Annotated in this window: 21 protein-coding genes; 11 read left to right on the top strand and 10 right to left on the bottom strand. The window is 51.7% G+C overall.

The window, feature by feature from the left end; genetic code table 11:
- The first annotated feature begins 446 nt into the window (after positions 1–446).
- Both PSE_RS01345 and PSE_RS01340 read left to right on the top strand, forming a co-directional pair.
- Positions 447–1790, top strand: coding sequence for a D-alanyl-D-alanine carboxypeptidase family protein (locus PSE_RS01345; protein WP_014283225.1), 1344 nt, complete (start codon positions 447–449; stop codon positions 1788–1790).
- Positions 1791–1860: 70 nt separating this feature from the next.
- The gene (locus PSE_RS01340; protein WP_014283224.1) at positions 1861–2973 is read left to right on the top strand and encodes a GTP-binding protein; all 1113 of its coding nucleotides are present in this window, start codon (positions 1861–1863) and stop codon (positions 2971–2973) included.
- A gap of 67 nt (positions 2974–3040) precedes the next feature.
- Here the strand turns inward: PSE_RS01340 and PSE_RS01335 are convergent, their stop codons facing one another.
- The 6 genes from PSE_RS01335 to PSE_RS01310 all read right to left on the bottom strand — a co-directional run bounded on the left by PSE_RS01335 (position 3041) and on the right by PSE_RS01310 (position 7428).
- A complete protein-coding gene (locus PSE_RS01335; protein WP_041768832.1) occupies positions 3041–3922 on the bottom strand; it encodes a 3-hydroxybutyryl-CoA dehydrogenase in 882 nt (293 codons plus the stop codon).
- 146 nt (positions 3923–4068) lie between these two features.
- Positions 4069–4998: an electron transfer flavoprotein subunit alpha/FixB family protein gene (locus tag PSE_RS01330; RefSeq protein ID WP_014283222.1), complete on the bottom strand. Its 930-nt coding sequence runs from the start codon at positions 4996–4998 to the stop codon at positions 4069–4071.
- 23 nt (positions 4999–5021) lie between these two features.
- Positions 5022–5771, bottom strand: coding sequence for an electron transfer flavoprotein subunit beta/FixA family protein (locus tag PSE_RS01325; RefSeq protein ID WP_014283221.1), 750 nt, complete (start codon positions 5769–5771; stop codon positions 5022–5024).
- A 290-nt stretch (positions 5772–6061) separates the two neighbouring features.
- Positions 6062–6637 carry a cob(I)yrinic acid a,c-diamide adenosyltransferase gene (locus tag PSE_RS01320; protein WP_014283220.1) on the bottom strand — a complete coding sequence of 192 codons (576 nt, stop codon included), beginning with the start codon at positions 6635–6637 and terminating at the stop codon, positions 6062–6064.
- 24 nt (positions 6638–6661) lie between these two features.
- The gene (locus PSE_RS01315; protein ID WP_014283219.1) at positions 6662–6856 is read right to left on the bottom strand and encodes a twin transmembrane helix small protein; all 195 of its coding nucleotides are present in this window, start codon (positions 6854–6856) and stop codon (positions 6662–6664) included.
- A 41-nt stretch (positions 6857–6897) separates the two neighbouring features.
- On the bottom strand, positions 6898–7428 hold the full coding sequence (locus PSE_RS01310) for a TspO/MBR family protein (RefSeq protein WP_208998062.1): 531 nt from the start codon (positions 7426–7428) through the stop codon (positions 6898–6900).
- Between the two features lie 184 nt (positions 7429–7612).
- Between PSE_RS01310 and PSE_RS01305 the strand changes: the two genes are divergently transcribed.
- Genes PSE_RS01305 through PSE_RS01295 form a run of 3 tightly spaced genes read left to right on the top strand, consistent with a single transcriptional unit; the run spans position 7613 to position 12018 of the window.
- Positions 7613–8767, top strand: coding sequence for an MFS transporter (locus tag PSE_RS01305; protein ID WP_014283217.1), 1155 nt, complete (start codon positions 7613–7615; stop codon positions 8765–8767).
- A gap of 10 nt (positions 8768–8777) precedes the next feature.
- Entirely contained in the window at positions 8778–9230 is a 453-nt protein-coding gene (locus PSE_RS01300) for a GNAT family N-acetyltransferase (protein WP_208998061.1), read from the top strand.
- Between the two features lie 19 nt (positions 9231–9249).
- Entirely contained in the window at positions 9250–12018 is a 2769-nt protein-coding gene (locus PSE_RS01295; protein WP_014283215.1) for a DEAD/DEAH box helicase family protein, read from the top strand.
- Positions 12019–12054: 36 nt separating this feature from the next.
- Here the strand turns inward: PSE_RS01295 and PSE_RS01290 are convergent, their stop codons facing one another.
- The 3 genes from PSE_RS01290 to PSE_RS01280 all read right to left on the bottom strand — a co-directional run bounded on the left by PSE_RS01290 (position 12055) and on the right by PSE_RS01280 (position 16078).
- The gene (locus PSE_RS01290; protein ID WP_014283214.1) at positions 12055–13860 is read right to left on the bottom strand and encodes an SEL1-like repeat protein; all 1806 of its coding nucleotides are present in this window, start codon (positions 13858–13860) and stop codon (positions 12055–12057) included.
- A 104-nt stretch (positions 13861–13964) separates the two neighbouring features.
- The gene (locus PSE_RS01285; protein WP_014283213.1) at positions 13965–14816 is read right to left on the bottom strand and encodes an SDR family oxidoreductase; all 852 of its coding nucleotides are present in this window, start codon (positions 14814–14816) and stop codon (positions 13965–13967) included.
- Positions 14817–14836: 20 nt separating this feature from the next.
- A complete protein-coding gene (locus PSE_RS01280; protein WP_014283212.1) occupies positions 14837–16078 on the bottom strand; it encodes a ubiquinone biosynthesis hydroxylase in 1242 nt (413 codons plus the stop codon).
- 127 nt (positions 16079–16205) lie between these two features.
- On the opposite strand from PSE_RS01280, the gene tesB reads away from it, so the two are divergent.
- On the top strand, positions 16206–17087 hold the full coding sequence (gene tesB, locus PSE_RS01275; RefSeq protein ID WP_008550619.1) for an acyl-CoA thioesterase II: 882 nt from the start codon (positions 16206–16208) through the stop codon (positions 17085–17087).
- Between the two features lie 88 nt (positions 17088–17175).
- On the top strand, positions 17176–17556 hold the full coding sequence (locus tag PSE_RS01270) for a VOC family protein (protein WP_014283211.1): 381 nt from the start codon (positions 17176–17178) through the stop codon (positions 17554–17556).
- An 85-nt stretch (positions 17557–17641) separates the two neighbouring features.
- Here the strand turns inward: PSE_RS01270 and PSE_RS01265 are convergent, their stop codons facing one another.
- Positions 17642–18325 carry a TlpA disulfide reductase family protein gene (locus PSE_RS01265; protein WP_014283210.1) on the bottom strand — a complete coding sequence of 228 codons (684 nt, stop codon included), beginning with the start codon at positions 18323–18325 and terminating at the stop codon, positions 17642–17644.
- Between the two features lie 29 nt (positions 18326–18354).
- On the opposite strand from PSE_RS01265, the gene argH reads away from it, so the two are divergent.
- From argH to PSE_RS01245, 4 genes are all read left to right on the top strand, one after another.
- Positions 18355–19755 (top strand): argininosuccinate lyase, encoded by a 1401-nt coding sequence (argH, locus tag PSE_RS01260; RefSeq protein ID WP_014283209.1) that lies wholly within the window; start codon positions 18355–18357, stop codon positions 19753–19755.
- 139 nt (positions 19756–19894) lie between these two features.
- Positions 19895–20164 (top strand): lipoprotein, encoded by a 270-nt coding sequence (locus PSE_RS01255; RefSeq protein ID WP_008550189.1) that lies wholly within the window; start codon positions 19895–19897, stop codon positions 20162–20164.
- A gap of 48 nt (positions 20165–20212) precedes the next feature.
- Positions 20213–21484: a diaminopimelate decarboxylase gene (lysA, locus tag PSE_RS01250; protein WP_014283208.1), complete on the top strand. Its 1272-nt coding sequence runs from the start codon at positions 20213–20215 to the stop codon at positions 21482–21484.
- A gap of 96 nt (positions 21485–21580) precedes the next feature.
- On the top strand, positions 21581–24226 hold the full coding sequence (locus tag PSE_RS01245) for a TIGR02302 family protein (protein ID WP_014283207.1): 2646 nt from the start codon (positions 21581–21583) through the stop codon (positions 24224–24226).
- Positions 24227–24310 lie beyond the last annotated feature (84 nt).

Here is a 24310-nt window from a genome sequence, read left to right as displayed (position 1 = left end):
GAAAAGGGAAGCCTCGTTGTTTGAGACTTGAGGATAAAGGCGGATGATTTGAACGGAAAAGCAGTTAATCCGGACAGTTGATTGACAGTTAGGCTGAAATTTATGGCTTTCCTCTCGCTCTGCATAGGTTACCCCTCACAACTGAAGGGGTGATTGCTACAGTGTCTCTTTGATAGCCTGATTTCATAAAATAACCATCAGAAGAAATTCCTCTGAAATGTTTGGAAATGGCGGTCTTTTGCTGATAATGTCACCCCCAATATTTCAGGAGAGACACCTAATTCTATTCCCGGTGTCTGGTGACATAGTTTTTATTGTTTACCGTTACGGTGTTGCCCATCGATAGCTTGGGCTGTTCATGGAATTCAATTGGCAACGAAGCTATCGACGTCAGCGATGCAAAGGGTGCTTGCTGCAAATACTGGTAGGCGTGGAGCGACAATATCGTGAAATTTTCAGTTTATTGGATTGCGCAGAAGGTTCGATTTTTTGCTGTTTTCGCGGTAGCTCTGGGCTCAGTGCTCTCAACGGCTCGTGCTGATATTGCTGCTTGGTTGCTGATGGATGCCGATAATGGCCAAGTGCTTGAGCATAATGCCGCTTTCGATCGCTGGTATCCTGCTTCTCTCACCAAAATGATGACTGCTTATTTGGCTTTTCAGCATATCTCCCGAGGGGATATGGCGATGAGTGATATGGTGATGGTCTCTCAAAATGCACTCAATCAGCCGCCGAGTAAGATGGGCTTCAAAGTAGGAACTACAATCACGCTTGATAATGCGTTGAAGATGATCCTTGTGAAGTCTGCCAATGATATAGCTGTTGCTGTAGCTGAGCGGGTTGGTGGGACTGAAGAGAACTTCATTGCCATGATGAATGCCAACGCACGACGCATGGGCATGTCGCACACCAACTTTGTGAACCCACATGGTTTGCCGGACAATCGTCAGGTCACCACTGCGCGGGATATGGCTATTCTTGCGCGAGAGCTTTGGAACAAGTTTCCGCAGTATCGCTCTTACATGAGCCATCCGGGAATTCGCTTTGGACGCAGAACGTTTCGGTCTGGGAACAGAGATTTTCTGCTGCGGACAGCTGGCGCGAACGGTATGAAAACCGGCTATATCTGTAACTCCGGCTTCAATGTTGCGACCTCGGCCACGCGGAATGGCAGGACCGTTATTGCGATTGTTTTGGGGGCAGCTTCCAGTCTGGAACGGTCAGCTTTTGCCAAGAAGCTAATTGATACCGGTTTTAAGAAGACCGTTGGAACGAACATTGGAGTCTTCCGGGGTAGCGGTAAACAAGCCCCGCCTAAAGACAGATATTGCAAGCGTAATGCCAAACCAACGGCTCAGCAGTTGGTGGATCGATTTGGCAGTAATCGTGGTTCTGCAAGCATGATGGCCTATGCGGATGCCGGCAGCCCGAGCCCGAAAGGAAAATCCATTCGTCTTTCGAAGAAGAAGGTGAACTGGGGTTTGGTATTTGAAGAGATTTTGGGGCCTCAGCTGAAATCTTATGCGCCGGTGACTGTTCGTATTGGCAATGAGCACCCTGTTGTTGCGCTTAAGAAAATGGGCAATGCAGTACCTATGCCGACGCCGAAGCCAGGATCAAAGGGTAGTTTGGAGAGGCAGCCGATTGGCGGTATTCAGCAGCCTGTTTTGAATGTGCCAGTGGGTAAGGGGGCTTCGCTGCAGCCATTAAAGTCCAGCTCTAAACGAGATTTGTTTGGCAGCCCGGGTGGGCTCTATGCTAATACGCCTGTCTTCGGTAAAACGCAGTAACCGTAGCTACAGGCAGTGCAGAATTATGGCTAGTACCAAAGAGAGGCGGAGTCCGCCAACACCAATCCCAATGAGCGTCATTACCGGCTTTTTGGGAGCAGGCAAAACAACGCTTCTGAACCGTATTCTCAAAGAGCCAGTTCTGGAGAACACTGCCGTTATTATCAATGAGTTTGGTGAGATCGGGCTGGACCATCTGCTGGTCGATACCATTGATGATGGCATCATTGAACTTTCATCCGGTTGTTTGTGCTGCACTATTCGTGGTGATCTCATCAACACACTGGAAGATATTCTACGCCGTATTGATAATGGCCGGATGAAGAAAATCGACCGTGTGATTATTGAAACCACCGGTCTGGCTGATCCTGCGCCGGTGCTTCATACTGTAATGCTGCATCCTTATCTCGTTATGCGATATCGCCTTGATGGGGTAGTAACGCTTGTGGATTCGGTCAATGGTCTTGATACCATTCACTCTCACGAAGAGGCGGTGAAGCAGGTTGCTGTTGCAGATCGTATTGTTCTCACCAAGACTGATTTAGAAGAGCCTTCTGACGGGTTGATAGCAGAGCTGAAGCATCTGAATCCGGGTGCAACTATGCTGAAAGCGCAGGATGGGTCTGCAACTGCGGCAGCCCTCGTCAATTGTGGTCTTTACAATCCTGAGACCAAGATCCCTGATGTGCAGAAGTGGTTGAAAGAAGAAGCTTATAAGGAAGAGCATAGCTCTCACGGTCATCACCATCATCATGGTGACGGATACGATCATGACCACCATCATGATCCGAACCGTCATGGCAAGGATGTGCGTGCGTTTACGCTGGAAACGGATCGTGCTGTTTCGAATGCGGCGCTGGAGATGTTTCTGGATCTACTTCGTTCTGCGCATGGCCCTAAGTTGTTGCGTGTTAAAGGAATTATAAAGACCGTAGAGCATCCGGAACAGCCTTTGGTGATCCATGGGGTGCAGCATGTGTTTCATCCACCTGCACGGCTTGCTGAGTGGCCTGACGCGGATCATAGAACGCGTCTTGTGTTCATCACTAAGGGCTTGTCTGAGGGCTTTGTAAAGAAGATGTTTGATGCCTTCACAGGTGGTGTGGCCGCAGATACGCCGGACCAGACTGCGATGATGGACAATCCACTTTCTATTGGCGGGTTCAGCGGCACGTTTAAATAAGCTGCTGATTTGACCTAATAAAAAAGCCCGCTCACTTAGCGGGCTTTTGTGTTTCTATCGTGCGCTTTTAGCGGGTCGGGACCGGCACTTCACCGCGGTAGTCGTAGAAACCACGCTGGGTTTTGCGACCGAGCCAGCCAGCCTCAACGTACTTCACCAGAAGCGGGCATGGGCGGTACTTGGTGTCTGCCAGGCCTTCGTAGAGCACCTGCATGATGGAGAGGCAGGTGTCGAGGCCAATAAAGTCAGCCAGCTGCAGTGGACCCATTGGGTGATTTGCACCCAGACGCATTGCTGTGTCGATTGCTTCAACAGAGCCAACACCTTCATAGAGGGTGTAGATCGCTTCGTTGATCATTGGCAGCAGAATACGGTTCACCATGAATGCTGGGAAGTCTTCTGAAACTGCAATGGTCTTGTTCAGGCCAAGGGTGTAGCCCTTGGAAATTTCAAAGGTTTCATCGCTTGTTGCAATACCGCGTACGAGCTCTACGAGTTCCATCACTGGAACTGGGTTCATGAAGTGGATGCCGATGAACTTTTCCGGACGATCTGTTGCGGATGCAAGACGCGTGATGGAAATGGAAGAGGTGTTTGAACCAAGAATAGCATCTGGTTTCAGAACCGGACAAACGCTCTGATAAACCTTGCGTTTGATTTGCTCGTTCTCGCTCACCGCTTCAACCACGAGATCTGCATCGCTAAGAGCGGAGACATCTTCAGAGGTTTTGATGCGGGTGAGAGCAAGGTCACGCTCTTCTTCTGTGATGGTACCCTTAGAGATCTGACGGGCCATATTGCCGTTGATGCTGGCAAGACCATTGTCGATACGATCCTGATCGATATCGTGAAGGATTACATCATAACCAGCCAAAGCACTAACGTGTGCGATGCCATTGCCCATTTGACCGGCGCCAATTACACCGACTTTCTTTACTTCGACCACCATTGTCAGATCCAAATTCTTACAAGCACTCTCTAAACGTGCTTTGACGTTCTCGTAACAACATACATCGCAAGTCTTGCTTCAAACAGCAAGAACCCCAGAATGAAATATTAACATCCCGGGGTTCCTGAAAAGCTAATCAAATATGATTAGAGGGCTTTTTCCAGTTCAGGAAGAGCCTCGAACAAGTCTGCGACCAGTCCATAATCAGCAACCTGGAAGATTGGTGCTTCTTCGTCTTTGTTGATTGCGACGATGATCTTGGAATCTTTCATACCTGCGAGGTGCTGAATTGCACCGGAGATGCCACAGGCAATGTAAAGATCAGGTGCGACGACCTTACCGGTCTGACCAACCTGCCAATCGTTTGGTGCGTAACCAGCATCAACAGCAGCGCGGGATGCGCCGATTGCTGCGCCGAGCTTGTCAGCAACTGGAGTGATGACTTCGTTGAACTTCTCTTCAGAACCGAGAGCACGACCACCGGAGATGATGATCTTAGCACCAGCCAGTTCAGGACGATCAGAAGCAGCGATTTCTTCACCAACGAAGGAGGAGATTGCCGGATCAGCGGAAGCTGCAGCAGCTTCAACCGGTGCTGAACCACCTTCAGCAGTTGCAGCGAAGGATGCTGTACGAACAGTCAGAACCTTCTTTGCATCAGCAGACTGTACAGTCTGGATCGCGTTGCCTGCGTAGATTGGACGCTTGAAAGTGTCCGCAGCTTCAACAGCGATGATGTCAGAGATCTGCATTACGTCGAGCTTTGCAGCAACGCGTGGCAGAGTGTTCTTGCCATTGGTTGTCGCAGCAGAAACGATTGCATCGTAGTCACCTGCGAGAGCAACAATCAGATCGCCAACTGGTTCAGCAAGCTGATGCTCGTAAGCTGCATCGTCAGCGACGAGAACTTTAGCAACGCCGGACAGTTTGGAAGCAGCTTCAGCTGCTGCGCCACAGTCTTTACCAGCAACGAGGATGTGAACGTCGCCGCCCATTTCAGCAGCTGCAGTCAGCGCTTTAGCGGTTGCTTCGTTCAATGCAGAATTTGAATGTTCAGCCACAAGAAGCGTGGTCATATTACTAACTCCTTTGACCTGACTTAGAGAACGCCAGCTTCGTTTTTGAGCTTGTCGACCAGCTCTTCAACGGAACCTACTTTGACGCCTGCCTTACGTGCTTCAGGTTCAGCAGTGTTCAGAACCTTTAGGCGAGGGGTTGCGTCTACACCGAAGTCTGCGAGAGTTTTCTCAGCAATCGGCTTCTTCTTTGCCTTCATGATGTTTGGCAGAGAAGCGTAGCGAGGCTCGTTCAGACGCAGATCGGTGGTTACGATTGCTGGCATGTTCAGCTTAACAGTCTGCAGGCCGCCGTCGATTTCGCGGGTGACGTCTACAGTGTTGTCGCCCAGGTCAACCTTGGATGCGAAGGTGCCCTGTGCCCAGCCCAGAAGTGCAGCAAGCATCTGACCAGTCTGGTTGCAGTCATCATCGATGGCCTGCTTGCCGAGGATGGCGAGGCCTGGCTCTTCTTCCTCAACGATGCCTTTGAGAACCTTTGCGACTGCAAGCGGCTCAACTGTGTCGTCAGTCTGAACCAAAATACCACGGTCGGCGCCCATTGCGAGGCCGGTGCGGATGGTTTCTGTTGCCTGCTTAGGGCCGATGGAAACAACAATGATCTCAGTTGCTTTGCCGGCTTCTTTTAGTCGGAGTGCCTCTTCAACGGCGATTTCGTCGAATGGGTTCATGGACATTTTGACGTTTGCCAGTTCAACGCCAGAGCCGTCCGCCTTCACGCGAACTTTTACGTTATAGTCAACGACCCGTTTTACGGGCACGAGAATTTTCATGTTCCTAGAACCTCCACTAGAAAAACAGGGGAGTTTGCGTCGTAACCTAGTTGTTCAGACACTCTTTCCGCCGGGCTACCAGAGCCAAAAGGGAATGCATATTGCATTGCAATTGCGGCGACCGTAATGAGCTATTTTGGGGCTGTCAACGATCGCCTAGGGTAAATAGGTATTGGGTTTCAACCAATGTATAAGGCCTAGTGGCCTTAAGATGAAGATAGTTGTCCATAAGTGTTGATAGTTTACCTATTCGTCAAGCACCTTTGGTCGATTTTTTAATCAAAAAATCGCTATCTGTTTTTGCCTGCCACCCACAAAACATCGCCTTCTCCCTTCAAATTTGCGTAGCGAGACGCAACAAAGAAGAGGTCAGAGAGGCGATTGAGGTATTGCAGGGCTTGCTTGTTGACCTTCTCTTTTTGGTAGAGCGCGGCAACAAGGCGTTCTGCACGGCGAGACACTGTTCTGGCCTGATGCAGGTATGTCGCCAGTGGTGTTCCACCCGGTAAGACGAATGACTTCAATGGGGTAAGCTCAACATTCATCTGGTCAATTGCGTCTTCAAGAGCGCTGACCTGATTTTCTGTAATGCGCAGCGGCTCGTATCCGAGGTCTTCGCCGGTATCCGGGGTTGCCAGATCGGCGCCGAGATCGAACAGGTCGTTCTGTATGCGGCCGAGCAGTTCGTCCAGCACGGGCATCTCTTTGGATGCATGCAGGCGAACAATGCCGACAATAGAGTTGGTTTCGTCAACGGTTCCATAGGCTTCGATACGCAGATCGTGCTTTTGTCTGCGCTCGCCGCTGCCCAGAGCAGTGGTGCCGTCATCGCCAGTCTTTGTATAGATCTTATTGAGGGTGACCATTTTCTACCGTTTCAAACCAAAAAATCAGGATGTGCTTGCCAGATAAACAGAGAGCATAATCAATATGATAGCCGCAAACTGCAGCAGAACGCGATATCTCATCAGCTTTTGCGAGCGATTAGGATCTCCGCCGCGCATCATGTTCCAGAGGCCGAGAGCGAGGACCAGAGCGACGGCGAGAAGGGCAATAGGAACCAGAGTGGCAACAATACCGCTCATTAAAATCTCCAATCATTGAACACCTCTGTTGAGGCGTCGGATTAATTCAGAACCACAATAGAGACATTAAGGATGGCTGCAAAGCTAACCCAAAGGAGATAGGGCAGATATAGCCATGCTGCAAAGATTTGCGCTCTATAAAACAGGCGGAAAGTGAAAAAACTTAGCGCGAGCAAGATGATAAGGACAACGAGACCTAAAGTGGGGTTTTGCTGCCCAAAGAACGCCCAGGACCAAATTCCGTTTAAAAACAACAGAATAACGAAAGTTATCTGAAGGCTTGTTTTTGCCGGTTTCCGGGCTGCATCATTGGTACCAGTCTGTTGAAACTCAGTGGCCAGCCAGATGCTGATAGCAAGAAGTGTGTAAAGAACAGACCAAACCGGCGCGAAAAGCCAGTCTGGCGGATTGAAGGATGGCTTGGTGAGGGAGGCATACCACTCCGGAATGGCCGGTGCGGTGACAATGCCGCCGTAAGCTGCTGTGGCGTAACACAAAAGCCCCCATCCAACGAGACGACTCCAGACAACTCTGTTCTTTAACTTGGCTTTTGTGGTGTCGCTTAAGGGCACGGATATTCCTTTTGAAAGGTTTTGTGCGAAATTGCGTTTTTTACGCTTATTTCCGCGGTGGTTTGCGTTGTTACGTCAGCGGGCAGCATAACGATGTATTAGGTGCTCTACACAGCTTGCATTTTTCTAAAATATCACGCTAGATATTTATATTAGTCGTTTCTCTCTCTTCAAAGCTTTCCCCATGACACAACAAGCAGTGCTCGGTGCGCGCGATGTGAATCTTATTCGCGGCGTCTTCTTTCTTCAACCTATAGCGCTTGGCGCCTGGTTTCCACGTATCGCAGAAATTCAGCAAAGACTTCAGGTGAGCGAAGGGGAGTTTGCGCTGGCTCTGGTTGGTATGCCGGTGGGCCTTCTGATCATGCTGATGTTTGCTGGTCGGTTGACTGAGAAGTTTGGTGCACGTCAGCTTCTGATCATTGGCTTGTTTGCATTCATCTGCCTGATGCCGCTACCGACTTATGCGAGTTCCATTCTGGAGCTCTTCGTGTATTTGGCAGTTGTTGGCAGTTCGCTGGCGTTTGTTGAGCTCTGCATGAACGTGATTGCGGATAAGACGGAGCGGAAGAGTGGGCAGCTGATTATGTCTGGCTGTCATGGCTTGTGGAGCTTGGGCGTGTTGGTGGGTAGCCTGATCAGCTCCGGTTTCTCCTGGGTTGGCTATGGGCCGTCTGAGAGCATCCTGATGGTGAGCGGGATGGCGTTGCTGCCTGCGCTGTTTACTTCCTGCAGTCTGACAGAAGGGCGGGAGCCTGATGTCGCTGAAAAGTCCGAGGATGGCTTCCAGATGCCAAGTGGCGCGCTGGTTGCTGTGTGCTTCTTTGCGTTTGGCATCACCATGACCGAAGGTGCGATTGCGGATTGGTCTGCGATTTATGTGACTGATCTGTTTGATCTTTCTGCAGGATACGCGGGTATTGCCTACAGCACCTTTGCGATGATGCTGACCTTTGGCCGTCTGACGGGAGACTGGTTGCGGTCCCGTGTTGAGGTTCAGGTTGCCGCCGCAGGCATTGTTGTTCTCGCGCTCATTGGTGTTGGTATTCTGGTGTTTTCACCGAACTATGCTGTGTCTCTGCTTGGTTTTGGTCTGGTTGGCCTTGGGGTTTCCGGTGGCTTCCCACTGGCAGTGACCGCTGCTGCTGAAAAGCCGGGCCGTTCTGCTGCCGCCAATGTGGGCCTGATGACTCAGATCGCGCTTGGAGGCTTCCTTGTTGGTCCGCTCGTCATCGGTTATGCGGCTGATCATCTTGGCATTCAGGGTGGCTTCATGCTGATGCTTCCTGCACTTGTGCTGAGCCTGTTTATGAGCCGGTCACTTATTAAGCGTGGGTGAGGGGGACGAGATGCAAGCGATGGAGGTTAGGTTCCGAAGTATCCCTGCAAAGCTCACCTATCAGCTTCGTCAGCAGGTGCTTTGGCCCGATTCACCGATTGAGCGTGTCATGGTACCGGAAGATCATCAGGCTCTTCATATCGGTGCCTTTGAAGAGGAGAACCTGATTGGCGTCGGGTCTTTCTTCTTCGATCTCCCGTCCGTGAGACTGCGAAAACTGGCCGTGCTATCAGAAAAACAAGGGTGCGGCATCGGAAGCAACCTCATCCGCTTCGCAGCAAGCCAACCCGAGCTGCAAAAGGCAGATTACATCTGGTGCGACGCAAGAAAAGACGCCGCTTCATTCTACCAACGCCTCGGTTTCCAGATTGAAGGAGATACCTTCGAGAAATTTGGTGTAAGTTACCTACGCGCCCGCGCCAAGATTGCTGAGCTGACTGGGGAAGCGGCGCTTTGTTTTTAGATTTAATTCAATTGATTACATGTCGTTTAATGAACTGAAATTCCAAGCATCATGGCGTGAGTATCAAGAGCGTGTTCTTGCTGAGTTGGATACTCACCTGGATGATGACCATTTGCATGTTGTTGCTGCACCGGGATCAGGCAAAACTGTTCTTGGCTTAGAAGTTATGAGGCGGATAGGACAGCCTGCTATTATTCTCGCTCCAACAATAACTATCCGCAATCAATGGATAGACCGTCTGACATCAATGTTCTTGCCTGACAGTGCTGAGAAACCAAGTTGGATTTCTAAGGATATCAGGAACCCTGGGTTTCTGACTGTTATTACCTATCAAGCGCTTCACGCTGCATTTTCAAACCAAGACATTGATGAAGAGCTTCAGGATGTTGAAGATGAAGCAGATGATAAACCGCAGATCAAACGCTCCAAGTCTGTTGATGTAAACGCTCTTCTTGCCGCACAAAACATTCAGGTTCTGGTGCTTGATGAAGCACATCATTTGCGGAATGAATGGTGGAAGGCGCTAATCAAGCTCAAAGGAGCTTTATCTAAACCAAAGATAGTCTCGCTAACAGCTTCTCCTCCCTATGATGTGGACTACAGGGAATGGCAAAAATATGAGGAACTGTGCGGTCCAATCGATGCAGAAATCTCCGTTCCTGAACTAGTTAAGCGTGGCGATCTATGCCCCCATCAGGATTATGTCTATTTTGCTCTGCCAACACAGAATGAAGCTCGCAAATTGTGGGAGTTCAAGCGAGGTATCTCCGAGTTTTATCGGAAGCTTGTAACCAGCAAACGCTTTCTGGAAGCAATCTCTATGCACCCTTGGGTGCGCGATACGGATCAATGTGTAGACGATATTCTGGAAGAACCGCAGTACTTCTCATCCATTATCATTTTCCTGAATGCGATCGGTTTTCCACCTCCTGATGCTGCCTTGCAGATTTTGGGTGCACAGAGTTCCGATATCCCTGAGTTCGATCATGTTTGGCTGGAAGTGTTGCTCACGAACGTTCTTTACACGCACGCTGATGATTTTTCAGAATACGAAGATCTGTTGGCCGGAATGCGCCGAGAACTGAAGAGCTTAGGTGCTATTGAGCGCAAGAAGATCAGGATCAGCAACACCAAGGAAATTAAGAAGCTGCTTGCCTCAAGTATGGGCAAGATGGAAGGCATAGAAAAGATCACACGAGCGGAAGCGGACAGTCTTGGGAATGATCTGCGATTGGTTATTCTGGCGGACTATATTCGGGCTGCTGAACTTCCATCCAGCGCTGAAACTATTCGTCCGATTAAGAAAATCGGAGTTGTTCCGATTTTTGAGTACCTGCGGCGTGAGGGAATTTCCAAGATCAAGCTTGGTGTGTTGACTGGGTCCCTGATCATTATCCCGAAAAGTGCCGCCTCAATATTGGAGAGAGTGGCACAGGAAAGTCATATAGATCCTACACATATCCGGTTTTCTGAGTTAGCCCATGATACGGCTTTCGTTCAGGTGCATATTTCAAGCGAACAGAAACAGCGCATCGTCCACTTGATAACAGAGGTGTTCAACGCTGGTGGAATAACGACGCTTGTGGGCACACAAGCCTTGCTAGGTGAGGGATGGGATGCACCCTCAGTTAATGCGCTCATACTTGCCAGCTTTGTCGGATCATTCATGCTCTCTACTCAGATGAGAGGGCGAGCAATTCGTATTGATCCGAAACAACCAAACAAAACTGCAAATATCTGGCACCTTGCTTCAGTTGATCTGAAAAGTTTGAGGGAGCAGCTCAATCTGAGCGACGAAGATAAAGAAACGTCCAAGCAATACGCTCCAGACCCGTTTGATGATCTGTCACAAGATCTGGGAGAAGACATAAATCTCTTAAAGAGACGATTTCGTGCCTTTGAAGGGGTGACTTACAGTGAGCCCCCGGTGATTGAAAATGGGGTACGGCGGCTCGACCTTGCGAAGGTAAAATGGCGCGCCGGTTCAGTCGATGAGCTTAATCAGCTAATGCTAAGTAGGGCGGCGGCGAGAGCATCCCTTCATGACAAATGGAAGGCAGCGCTTGTTGGGTCGAGTCCACGCCCTGAAATGCGTGAGAATGTAGTCACAAACTCTGGGCCTGAAGGCTTTATGCTTCTGAATACCCTAAGGTTTCTGCTGTTTTCAACGTTTTGGATTGTTATATTCTTGATAGCTCAAATCTTGGCGGGGTATCGAGATGGGATGAGCTTGCCAGTGATGCTTATCGTAGGTGCATTACTATTAGCCTATTATATTGGTCCTGAGCTTATGAAGGCTCTTCGCCTCACAGTTCGAAATGGAACAATTGAGAACTCTGTTGAGCAGGTAGGGCAGAGTGTGTTGGAGACCTTGAGGTTCATGGGCGTCGTGAGGACCAACCCCAAACACCTACGTTTTCAATCAGTTCAGAAAGGCTCAGGGATTGTATATTGTCGGCTGGAGGGAGCCACCACATCGGAAACCCGCCAGTTTCTAGAGGCAATGCAGGAGGTTCTGGGCCCGTCAGATAATCCGCGCTATTTGCTTGTTCGCCCATCCAGACTTTTCGGCCTTTCCCGAACGGATTATCATCCGGTCCCCAAGCTGATCGGGCAATCAAAAAAGAATGCCGAGTATTTTGCGCAGAGGTGGGAGCACAACGTGGGTCGTTCGGACCTTGTTTACACTCGCAGTTCTGAGGGACGCCACGTGCTTCTAAAAGCACGAATGAAATCCTTTGCTTCCGGCTTTCAAAAGAAAACAGATCGACGAAGTGTTTGGGAGTAGTTGCTCTTACTCCTCCGTCTTTTTCTTAGTTGCGGTTTAAGTGGGCACGACGTGAAGGAATTTGAACCTTATTGGTGCTTTGGTTGGGTCTGATTGAGTGTTGGATTTGAGCTGCTTCATGAGTTTTTTTGCTTTGCGTTCGGCATGTTCGATCTCATTTGCATTCAGGCGATCTGCTGCTTCTTTTTGGGCCTTGAGTGCAGGTTTGCTGCCGTTCTCTGCTGCGATGTAAAACCAGATATAGGCGCGCTCAATGTTTTGCTTAACTCCGCTGCCTTTGTAAAAAGCAAGACCGATGCGATACTGGGCTTCTAAATAGCCCCGTTCTGCGGCATGCAAGACCCATTTTGCAGCTTCAACTTCGTCCTGTGGTACGCCCAGACCGATGGCGTAAACTCTCCCTAAGGTGAACTGTGCTTTGGCATGGTTTTGCGTTGCGGCGAGGTAATACCAGTTTGCTGCTTCAGTGTGGTTTTGCTCTACACCAACTCCATCTTCGTAGGCTCTCCCGATCCGATATTGAGCCTCTGCATGGCCTTGATTAGCGGCGAGACGGACCCACCTTGCAGCTGTGGCTTCGTCCTGCTCTACCCCTTGTCCAGTGGCATAAAGGAACCCGAGGTTATACTGTGCGTCTGGGTGGCCTTGCTTTGCGGCGAAGTGGTACCAAGCTACGGCTTCTACCAGGTCTTGGGATATTCCTGTCCCATTGGCGTACATAACTGCGAGATTAAACTGCGCATCAGCCACCCCTTGCTCAGCCGCGCGAATATACCACTTCAGAGCTTCGCTGTAGTCCTGATCTACGCCTAAGCCGATTTCATAGATACGTCCGAGATTAAACTGAGCGTTGGCATGCCCTTGCTCTGCGGCCAGGCGAAACTTTTCTGCAGCTTTGGGGTGGTTCTGCGGGGTTCCTATGCCGTTGGTGAAGGTGCGACCCAGACTATAATGGAACCCGGCGAGGTGTTTCTCTGCAGCTTTACGATAGTCCTTCGCGATATCGGCGTAGTGCTGCTTAAGGTCTTCGCCAAGATTGGAAATTTGGTCCAGACTTCGGTGTGCACCCATATTCCCTTGTGAGGCTGCTAGAACGTACCATTCTTTGGCTTTTTCGTAATCTCGTGATACTCCTCTTCCGTCGGCATATATATGGCCCAGCTCAAGTTGGGCGTCAGCGTTTCCCTGTTTTGCTGCTTTGAGATACCATTTTTCAGCTTCCTGATAGTCTTGTTGGACACCTTGTCCATTAGCGTACATGTAGCCAAGTTCCAGCTGTGCTCCGCTATGGCCATTTGATGCGGCGCGACGGTACCATTTTTCAGCTTCACTATAGTCTTTTGGTACACCTTTTCCGTCGTGATACAGGAGTGCAAGTCTATATTGGGCCGAGGCATAACCTTGTTTGGCCTTATGCAAAGTCCACATTGCGACTTTGTCATCGCTTTGCGGTCCTATTAGTCCTTTATTGAAGAGGTACTCCAACTCACTTAGTGCTTTTGGATGTCCTTTGTCAGCTGCGAGCTGATACCACTTTTCGGCTTCTTTGAAGCTTTGCGGGACACCTCGTCCTTTGTGATACAAGTTGGCAATGCGGTATTGAGCGGCGACGTGACCTTGCTCAGCAGCTGAGCGAAACCATTTTGCTGCCTTGGCATAGTCCTGAGGGACACCTTGTGCCTCTTCGTAGATAATTCCAAGTTTGTATTGGGAGTGAAAGTCACCTTGCTCGGCGGATGCCGAGATGGTTTTGAAGTCCTCTGCATAGGCCGGGAGAATGGCTTGGCCGGGCAATAAGATGACCAAAGTTGCTAGAGCTAACTTCAACTGCCGCAATTGCATACTTCCCCCCGAATCTGCGTGGCTTAAACAATAGCAGAAATTACAATTTTAGGATTTGATAATAGCTGCCGGTTCAGGGGGGAATGAAGAGCAGGCGAGGAGTTTCATTCCTCCGACTTAGCTGAGCTTCTTAAGATTACGTCTACCAGTGATGTTGGCAGGATGCGGCGGAGGAAGGCCATGATGTAGGTTGGGGTGGTGACGTAGTAGCGGGCCTTTGCCTTTGGGGCTTCGATGGCGTGAGTGAGTTTTTTGACTACGGCATCGGGTTGGAGCTTGAACTTTGTGGTGCCGCCTTTGGCGAGCATGGTGAGGCGGCGGTTGTAGCTTTCGCGGAAATGAGAGGCGTTTTTAGCGTCCTCGCCGATCTCCTTGAAGAACATTTTAACAGCGGTTTTGGAGAACTCAGATTGAATCGGACCCGGTTCGATCAAGGAAACCTGTATGCCTGAGCCATGCAGTTCCAGCCGCAATGTATCGGTGTAACCTTCCAGTGCGAACTTGGTGGCGTTGTAGGCGCCGCGGTAGTCCATTGCGACGAGACCAAGAATGGAAGAGCATTGTACGATGCGGCCATGGCCTTGTTTGCGCATCATCGGAATGACGAGGCGTGTCAGCTCGTGCCAGCCGAAGAAGTTGGTTTCAAACTGTCGGCGCAGGGCATCTGTTGGAAGATCCTCAACCGCGCCGGGAAGGCCATAGGCGCCGTTGTTGAAGAGGGCATCCAGGCGATCTCCTGTGATTTCCAGAATTGACTCAACGGCGGATTGAATAGATTCGGTATCGCAATAATCCAGATGGAAGGCGTCAAAGCCTTCTGAGCGCAGGCGTTCTGCGTCCTCGGGTTTGCGACAGGTGGGAAAGACCTGCCATCCTCTGTCTCTCAAAATGTGCGCGGCGGCATAGCCAATGCCGGTGGAACATCCGGTGATGAGGATGGAGCGTTTGTCTTTCACGTGTGCGACCTAAAACAGGATTAAAGCGGATTGCCGAGGAGCAGTTTTGGGGAAGGGCCGGCCATGCCTGCTGCTTCGCCGATGAAGTGCTTTTTCAGGAATGGCATCCGCTCAACAAGACCGAGGCCGAGATCGCGGACAGCGCGGACCGGATCGATGTTGTTGGAGAACAGGCGGTTCAGCACATCGGTGGTCATGCCCATCTGCCATGTGTCGAAGCGGCGCCAGCTCTGGTAGCGTTCCAGAATGTGTGCTGCACCGATATCGAGGCCGAGACGGTGGGCGTCTACAAGCACCTCTGAAAGCGCTGCAACGTCCTTGAAGCCGAAGTTGAGGCCCTGGCCTGCAATTGGGTGGATGCCGTGGGCAGCGTCGCCTGCCAATGCGAAGCGGTTGGTGACGAAGGAGCGGGCCAGCACGAGGTTGAGTGGGAAGGCCTGACGTGGGCCGTCCAGTTTGATTTCACCCAGATGATGACCGAAACGGCGTTCCAGTTCGATCTCGAAGGTGAACTCATCGCCATTGACCAGACGGTTGGCTTCGTTGGTTTTTTCGGTCCAGACGATAGAAGAGCGGTTGCCCTTCAGCGGCAGGATCGCGAATGGGCCGGATGGTAGGAAGTGTTCTTCCGCGCGGCCATTGTGGGGGCGTTCATGAGCGACGGTGGTGACGATGCCACTCTGATTGTAGCTCCAGCGGTTGCAGTGGATGCCTGCCAGGTCACGGAGTTTGGAGCGCACACCATCTGCTGCCACGATGAGGCGGGACTGGATGGTTTTGCCGCTGCCGAGTGTGATGTTGACGTGGGCAGGTTCAACGGCGAAGTCTTTGACGCTGTCTGGCGCGAAGATGTGAACACCAGCATCTGTGGCTGCATCATGCAATGCGCCGACCATGTGGTTGTTCTGCACCATGTGAGCGAATGGTTCGCCTTCATCAACGTCACCTGCAAAGGTCAGGAACACAGGGCGCACGCTGTCGTGCAGCTTGCTGTCTGTGACGATCATTTCGGTGATTGGTTGCGCTTCGTCCTCCAGCTTATACCAGATGCCGAGCTGATCGAGCATGCGAACGGCACCTGCCGCGATAGCGGAAGAGCGTGGATCGTTCTCAATTGCAGAGCGTGGACGAAGATCGACGAGGGCGACTTTCATGGAAGGTTCTGACTGCTTCAAAGCAAGTGCAAGCGAGAGGCCAACATAACCGCCGCCGCCAATGGTGACGTCATAAAGCTCTTCAGTGGCGGTTTGCTTCTTGCTCATAGAACTGTTTCCTGTAATCGTTTGCCCGATAACCATTAGGTTAGCCCAATTGATCGTTGACACTATCGATATAGCGCCACACTACTCACATGCAATCGAAATCACTACAAAAATAGGTTTGTCTGCAATGACGAAGGCTGTTGAAAATCTACTGGACCTTTTGGATCTGGAGAAATTAGAGGAAAATCTGTTTCGCGGGACAAGTCCACAAAGCGGCTGGCAGCGCGTTTTTGGTGGACAGGTGATTGGTCAGGCCCTCGTTGCAGCCTCCCGAACGGTTGGCGCAGAGCGGCAGGCAAATTCGCTGCACGGGTATTTTCTGCGTCCGGGCGATCCGAAGGTGCCGATCATTTATGAGGTGGACCGTATTCGCGATGGTGGCAGCTTCACCACGCGGCGCGTTGTGGCGATCCAGCATGGCCATGCGATCTTCTCCATGTCCGCTTCCTTCCAGCGTGTTGAGACGGGTATGGAGCATCAGATTGAGATGCCGGATGTGCCGATGCCGGAAGATCTGATGCCGATCTCTGAAATCTCCGATGAGCTGATCTCCAAGGCACCGGAGCCAGTGCAGAAGTACTGGAAGCGCGAACGCCCGATTGAGTTGCGTCCGTTGGATCTGGGGCAGTATTTCTCTCGCAAGAAGCAAGAACCGGTGCAGCATGTTTGGGTTCGTGCGGCCTCTAAGCTGCCGGATGATCCGCGTATTCACCAGTGCGTGCTGGCGTATGCTTCGGATATGACACTGTTGGATACGGCGCTGTTCCCGCATGGCATCAACGTGTTTGTGCCAAATTTGCAGGTGGCGAGTTTGGATCACGCTATGTGGTTCCACAGCGACTTCCGCTTTGATGAGTGGCTGCTTTACACGCAGGACAGCCCACGCTCAGCTGGTGGCCGTGGTTTCAGTCGTGGCAGCCTTTATACGCGGGATGGTGTTCTGGTGGCTTCCGCCGTTCAGGAAGGCCTGATGCGGATGAGAGATCGTCCGGTGCCGGGTAAGGGGTAAGATCAAAGATATTGCTCGGTGCAAAGGCTATTCTGAGGTTGCAGCAATCTGTTTGTTTCTTTGATTTTCAAGATAACGGGGTGTGAGCATGTTTAAGCCCAATAGCGTTATTCTCTATGTCGATGACGTTGAGAAAAGCACCGAGTTTTATACGGACGTTCTGCAAAGTGGCCCGATTGAGAGGTTTCAGGAGTTCTCTCTGTTTTCTTTGGGGGACGATGTCACTCTCGGGCTGCAATCCGCGCAAGGGATTGATCCGAAACCTCAACCATCCTTTGGAGGGTTCGAGCTGTCACTGAGTGATGTGAGCCGGGAAGAGGTAGATCAGGTTTATAGCCTTTGGAAAGAGAAGGGTATTCCGATCGTTCTGGAGCCCACTGATCTGGATTTTGGCTACACGTTTGTTGCAACCGATCCTGATGGGCATCGGTTGCGGGTCTGCGCGACTGATACGACGAACGTGACTTAGTATCTCTAACCGAAAAGCGATATCTGCCTTTTGGCGATAGGCAATTGAGCCTGCTTCAGAGAGTTTGAGGCAGGCTCTTCTGTTTTTAATTCGCTTGAGCAGTTTTGTGTTCTTTTTGCCCGGCCAGTGCAGCATTGACCAAGGTGAAGGCTTCTGGGGCTGCCCAGTCCGCTGGGCCAAACATGGTGCCGATTTCGCAGCCGTCTTCACCGATCATGATTGTGCTTGGCAGACCCGGTGCTTTGCCTTTGGTGCGCAGGTCGTTGAAGGTCTTCATGGTGTGGTCTGAGAAGTAAGCCAGATCCTTTACGCCGATATCATTCAGGAACTTCAGCGGTTTTGGATTGTTCTCACCGCGGTCCATGTTCACAGCGATAACGTTGAACTCTTCGCTGCCGGCTTCACGCTGCAGTTTGTCCAGGTGAGGCATTTCTTTGCGGCAAGGGGCGCACCATGTGGCCCAGAGGTTGAGCAGTTTGGTGCCCTTCAGATCCGCCATGGTGATGAGGTTGCCGTCTGCATCGTTGAATTTCAGCTCAGACAGATTCAGAGGCTTCTCAGCAGGCAGAAAAGCGGCGACTTCGCCTGTGGTCAAACCCTTGAGATTTTTTGCGGTATTCATTGAAGAAGAGCAGGCGAGGGCTTGTGGATCCTCACTTTTTTGCTGATTAAGCGCCCATACAGCTCCGCCTACGACGACAAATCCAGCTAATGCTGCAATAAGCCCTTTTCCGAGGCCGAACTTTCCGGTAACTGTCAGTTTCTTCATATTAAACCCAAATCATAATGAGGCTAGACATGAGCAACCGCATGTGGGGGGGCCGTTTTGCGGAAGGGCCAGATGCAATCATGGAAGAGATCAATGCTTCCATCGATTTTGATCGTAAGCTCTACCGACAAGACATAGCCGGATCCAAGGCTCATGTTAGCATGTTGGCTGCACAGGGCATCGTTAGCGCAGAAGATGCCGAAAAGATAGCTCAGGGTCTAGACACAATTCTGTCAGAGATCGAGGAAGGCACCTTTACCTTCTCTCGTGCGCTTGAAGACATTCACATGAATATCGAAGCGCGTCTGGCAGAACTGATTGGCCCGACCGCTGGCCGTCTTCATACAGCTCGTTCACGTAACGACCAAGTTGCCACAGATTTCCGTCTTTGGGTACGCGACTCTTTGGACGATCTTGAGGCACAGGTGACAGACCTGATGCAGGCGCTCGCTGAAAAGGCTGAAGAGCACGCTGCCGTTGTGATGCCGGGCTTCACTCACTTGCAGTCTGCGCAGCCGGTGACATTTGGCCATCACCTGATGGCTTATGTTGAAATGTTTGCTCGTGACCGCTCCCGCCTGCAGGATGCGCGTGCACGTATGAACGAGAGCCCGCTGGGCTGTGCGGCGCTGGCTGGTACATCCTTCCCGATCGACCGTGAGATGACTGCTGCTTCTCTGGGTTTTGACCGCCCAACAGCGAACTCTCTGGATGGTGTTTCTGACCGTGACTTCGCGATTGAAGCGCTGGCGGATGCTTCCATCTGTGCGATGCACCTGTCTCGTCTGGCAGAAGAAATCGTGATCTGGTGTTCTGCTCAGTTCGGTTTCATCAAGCTTTCCGACAAGTTCTCGACCGGTTCTTCCATCATGCCTCAGAAGAAGAACCCGGATGCGGCTGAGCTGATCCGTGCGAAAACTGGCCGCATTTATGGTGCGCTGAACTCTCTTCTCGTGATGATGAAGGGTTTGCCGCTGACCTACTCCAAGGACATGCAGGAAGACAAAGAGCAGGCGTTTGACGCTCTGCCAAACCTGTCTCTGGCGCTGGCAGCCATGACCGGCATGATGCGTGACCTTGAGCCGAATGTGAAAACGCTGAAGAAAGCGGCTGGTTCTGGCTACTCCACCGCGACGGATCTGGCTGACTGGTGTGTGCGTGTGGTTGGCATGCCATTCCGCGACGCTCACCATGTGACTGGTGCACTTGTTAAGATGGCTGTCGATAAGGGCGTGGACCTGCATCGCCTGACATTGGAAGAGATGCAGAGCGTTGAACCGAAGATCACTGACGATGTCTACAGCGTTCTTTCCGTTGATAAATCTGTTCGCAGCCGTGTCTCTTACGGCGGCACCAGCCCGGTGAATGTGCGCAAGCAATCCCGCCGTTGGCTGAAGCAGCTTGAGCGTGAGCAGAAGACGGAAAAGTAAGTCTGTTCCATGGATGATCTTGCAGTCACCGTTGTTACGGTGCAGAAATAAAACTTAGAGTGGGCTCGGGTTCGTCCGAGTCAGTCATTAGGTCGAATTTCTGGTTTGGTAAGATCATCCAGATTGGAGCAGAGAAAACATGAGCTCGCAAGGCATGAAAGACATTACAAAAAGCCGTAGTTCCAAACTTTTGATTGGCCTCACAATTGTTGCACTCGGTCTGAGTGTTTCCGCTTGTGGGCGTAAAGGCAGTTTGGAAACGCCAAGCCAAGCTCGGGCGACTGCAGATGGTGCACCGCCACCCCTGAATGATGCTCCTGCGCCGCAGATTCCGGATGAGAAGGACGAAAGTCTGTTTCTTGATCCGCTGATCGGTGCGGACGAAGATGATCCAGACTTCAATTTTTAGACTGGTTCGCTAAGCCCGTCTGGGCAGAGCCAGCGCAGAGGACCTACATTGCATTACTTTGAGTTCAAGGATGGCGTGCTTCACGCTGAAGACGTTGCGCTGACTGAAATTGCAGCGGAAGTTGGAACCCCATTTTACTGCTACTCCCGCGCAACCTTTGAGCGTCACTTCAAGGTTTTTGACGGTGCGTTTGATGGAATAGATCATCTGACCTGTTATGCAATGAAGGCGAATTCCAACATCGCCATTCTGACGGTGCTGGCAAAGCTTGGTGCTGGTGCGGACGTTGTTTCTGAAGGGGAACTGCGCCGTGCGCTGAAAGCGGGCATTCCTGCGAACAAGATTGTGTTTTCTGGCGTTGGCAAGACCCGTCAGGAAATGCGCTTTGCGCTGGAAGCGGGCATCCTGTGCTTCAACGTGGAATCTGAGCCTGAGCTGAAGCGTCTTTCTGAAGTTGCTTCTGAGATGGGCAAGGTTGCGCCAATTTCCCTGCGCATCAATCCGGATGTTGACGCGAAGACCCATGCCAAGATCTCTACCGGTCTGGCTGCGAACAAGTTTGGCATTGCTTGGGACCGTGCGCGCGCTGTTTACAATGAAGCTGCGCAGCTGCCGGGCCTGAAAGTGACCGGTATGGACATGCATATCGGTTCTCAGATCACTGAGTTAGGTCCGTTTGATGATGCTTTGGAACGTCTTGGTGTGCTGATTGGCATGCTGAAGGAAGATGGCATTGAGATTGAGCACCTTGATGTGGGGGGTGGTCTTGGTATTCCTTACGGAGGCGGAATTGAAGCGCCGCTGCCAACCGAATACGCAAAGATCGTTCGTAAACACATTGAGCGCCTTGGCGTTACGCTGATTACCGAACCTGGCCGCCTGATCGCAGGAAACGCCGGTATTCTCGTAACCGAAACGATCTACCGCAAAGAAGGTGAAGCGAAGAATTTCGTTATCGTGGATGCTGCGATGAACGATCTGATCCGCCCAACTCTTTATGAGGCACACCATGACATTGGTGCAGTGAGCGAAGAACGCCAGAATGGTGAGCAGATGCTGGCGGATGTTGTTGGGCCAGTTTGTGAAACCGGTGACTACATTGCTCGTGACCGGGAATTGCCGAAGTTTGAGGAAGGTGATCTTCTGGCGGTTTATTCCTGCGGTGCTTATGGTGCGACCCAATCTGGCACGTACAACACGCGTCTTCTGGTGCCTGAAGTTCTGGTTGATGGCGACAAGTTTGCGATCATCCGTCAGCGCCCGAGCTACGATGAGTTACTAAATCAAGACGTTGTGCCGAACTGGGTTGAAAAGGCTTAACTCTGTTTGAAAGCCCCTTAGGTTTGCCAGATTGCTGATCTACGTTAATCGCCGTATGCTTAAAAGAAAAAGCAGGCGGCGGTTAGCGAGGCCTATGTGACCCATCAGAATGAGAATGGCGGCAATAAAAACCTAAAGAATGCCATAGCTTCAGCAAGTGAATTGCGAGAGCATAAGAAGCATTATGGCGATGGCTCCGTGGCATCCGGCCTGTGGCAGTCCCTGTTTTCTCAAAGATTACCCTATCGATTGAAAAGGCTGGCTTTTAAAGCGCGGCTTTATTTGTTTTGGGAGCGGTTCTGGCCTGCCATTCAGATGCCGCTTATTGTTGCCTGTCTGTATGTGGCTGTCAGCTTCTTAGGGCTGTGGCAGCTGCTTGGGTTTTATGGCTCTGCTTTTGTTTCCATCCTGTTTCTCGCTGTTTTCATCTGGAGTTGCTACCCGCTTTTACGTCTCAGACTGCCCAGTGAGGCGGAGGGATTGCGCAAGGTTGAGCTTGCCAGTGATCTGCCGCACCGACCTTTGCTCTCCTACAAAGATGAGCAGGCAACCGGGATGGATGACGAGGAAGCGCTGGCGCTTTGGTCTGCCCATCAAAAGCGGCTGCGTGAGCGATTGAAGAACCTGCGCGTTGGAGGTGTTAATCCGCGTGGCTTTACCAAAGATCCTTACGCTCTGCGGGTTTTTGCCGTTATGTTACTGGTGGTTGGCTATTCTGTTTCGGATGCGAACCGTTGGTCCAGCCTGTTGGCGCCGTTCCAGTCTCAGGGCGTGGGCAGCGTTCTGCCTGCGCGTATCGATGCGTGGGTGACGCCGCCGGCTTATACGGGTGAAGCGCCTGTGTTCCTAAGTGGGGATGCCAATCAGCTGAGGGATTCCCGAGACGCACTTTCCATTGCCAGTGGCAGTGAGGTGCTGGTTCGGGCGCAGGGAACGGGCGATTTCTCGGTTATCTATTTCTCCTCTCGTGGTCATGAAGTTTTGGAACCGGAACGGGTGCAATCCGGTGCTGGTGAAGGTTCTGAAGAGCTGACAACGACGGAATGGCGCTTTCCGCTGAACTCCAGTGGACGTCTGCAGATTTTGCAGGATGACTCGCCGACTTACTCCTGGAAGATCGCCATTCGTCCGGATTTGCCACCGCGCATTCGGTTGTTTGATGATCCCGAAGAACAGCTTTCCGGCAGTTTGAAGCTGACCTATCTGGTGCAGGATGATTACCGCGTGGTCTCTGCCGAAGCGATCATGGAGAAGGTTCAGCGCGGAGATGATGAAGCGCAGGGCCGTTCTCTTGTAGAGGCGCCGCGGTTCAATCTGAGCCTGCCGCCTAAAGATTCTAAGATGGCGGTTGGGCAGACTTTTCAGGATCTGACAGCGCATCCGTGGGCCGGGTCTGAAGTGGCGCTTGTGTTGGTTGCCCGGGATGAGGCTGAACAGGAAGGCCGTTCGCAGCCGGTTTACATCAAGCTGCCGGAGCGCCGGTTCAACAAGCCGTTGGCCCGTGCTGTTGTTGAGCAGCGCCGAAATCTGGCAATGAACGTTGAGAGCTACCCTCAGGTGGTGGATGCGCTGGACATGCTGATGATCGCGCCGGAGCGTTTCATCGATGATGCAGGTTCTTATCTGCCGTTGCGCTTCGCCTATGCCGAGTTGGTTGCCGCCAAGACGGATGAGCATCTGACGGACATGCTGGACGTGCTTTGGAATGTGGCGCTGACTATTGAGGATGGAGGCTTATCTGCCGCTGAGCGGGCTTTGCGTGAGGCGCAGGAAGCACTGCGGCGGGCTCTGGAGCAGGGTGCTTCGGAGCAGGAAATTGCTGAGCTGATGAATGATTTGCGCAAGGCGCTGGATGATTACCTGAAATCCATGGCTCAACAGATGCGCGAGAACCCGCAGCAGCTTGGCCAGATGCCAATGGATGAGAACTCCCAGCAGATTACGCCTCGCGATCTGGATGATATGCTGCGACGCATGGAAGAGCTGGCGAAAACTGGCTCTTTGGAAGCGGCGCGCGAGCTGCTGGCGCAAATGCAGCAGATGCTGGAGAACATGCAGAACGCGCAGCAGCAACAACAGGCCCCGAGCCAACAGCAGCAGGAGATGTTGCAGGCGCTGGAAGATCTTGGCGAGATGATCCAGAAGCAGCGCAATCTGATGGATGAGACGCATCGGTTTGATCCGGATAGCCAGCAGCGTCGGCCCGGTCAGCGCAATGAGCAGCAGAACAAGCGTGGTCAGGGTGGTGAGATGACCAATGAGGAGGCGCAGCAAGCCTTCCGTGATTTGCAGCAACAGCAGCGCAACCTTTCTGATGACCTGCAGAAACTGCTCGATAAGATGGCCAATAGTGGTGCCAAGCCGAGCAAGGATCTGGATAGCGCTGGCAACTCCATGGAGGATGCCGGAGAGGCGCTGGGAGCTCAACAGGCTGAAGAGGCTGTTTCTGAGCAGAGTCAGGCTCTGGAATCCCTGCGCAAAGGCGCTCAGCAGCTTGCAGAGCAGCTTGCCGGACAATCTGGTGGACGAGGGCAGGCAACCAACTCTCCGCTTAACGAAGACCCGCTGGGGCGTATGCGCCGTGTAGAAGGGCCAGAGTTTGGCAGTCAGGTGAAGGTGCCTGATGAGATTGAGGTTCAGCGGGCGCGGCGTATTCTGGAAGAACTGCGTCGTCGGCTTTCTGATCCTGACCGCCCGCAGCTTGAGCTGGAGTATCTGGAACGGCTGATGAAACGCTACTGATCGGCGGCTTCGGGATGCTTTAATGAATGCTTAGAAAACTGGATTGACCTCGATGCTGGTCCTTCTGGTTTTCTTTGCCATTTG

This window comes from Pseudovibrio sp. FO-BEG1 (genome assembly GCF_000236645.1).
Taxonomy (GTDB): Bacteria; Pseudomonadota; Alphaproteobacteria; order Rhizobiales; family Stappiaceae; genus Pseudovibrio.
The sequence above is the reverse complement of the archived record's forward strand: the minus strand, read 5'-3'. Positions and strand labels throughout refer to the sequence as shown.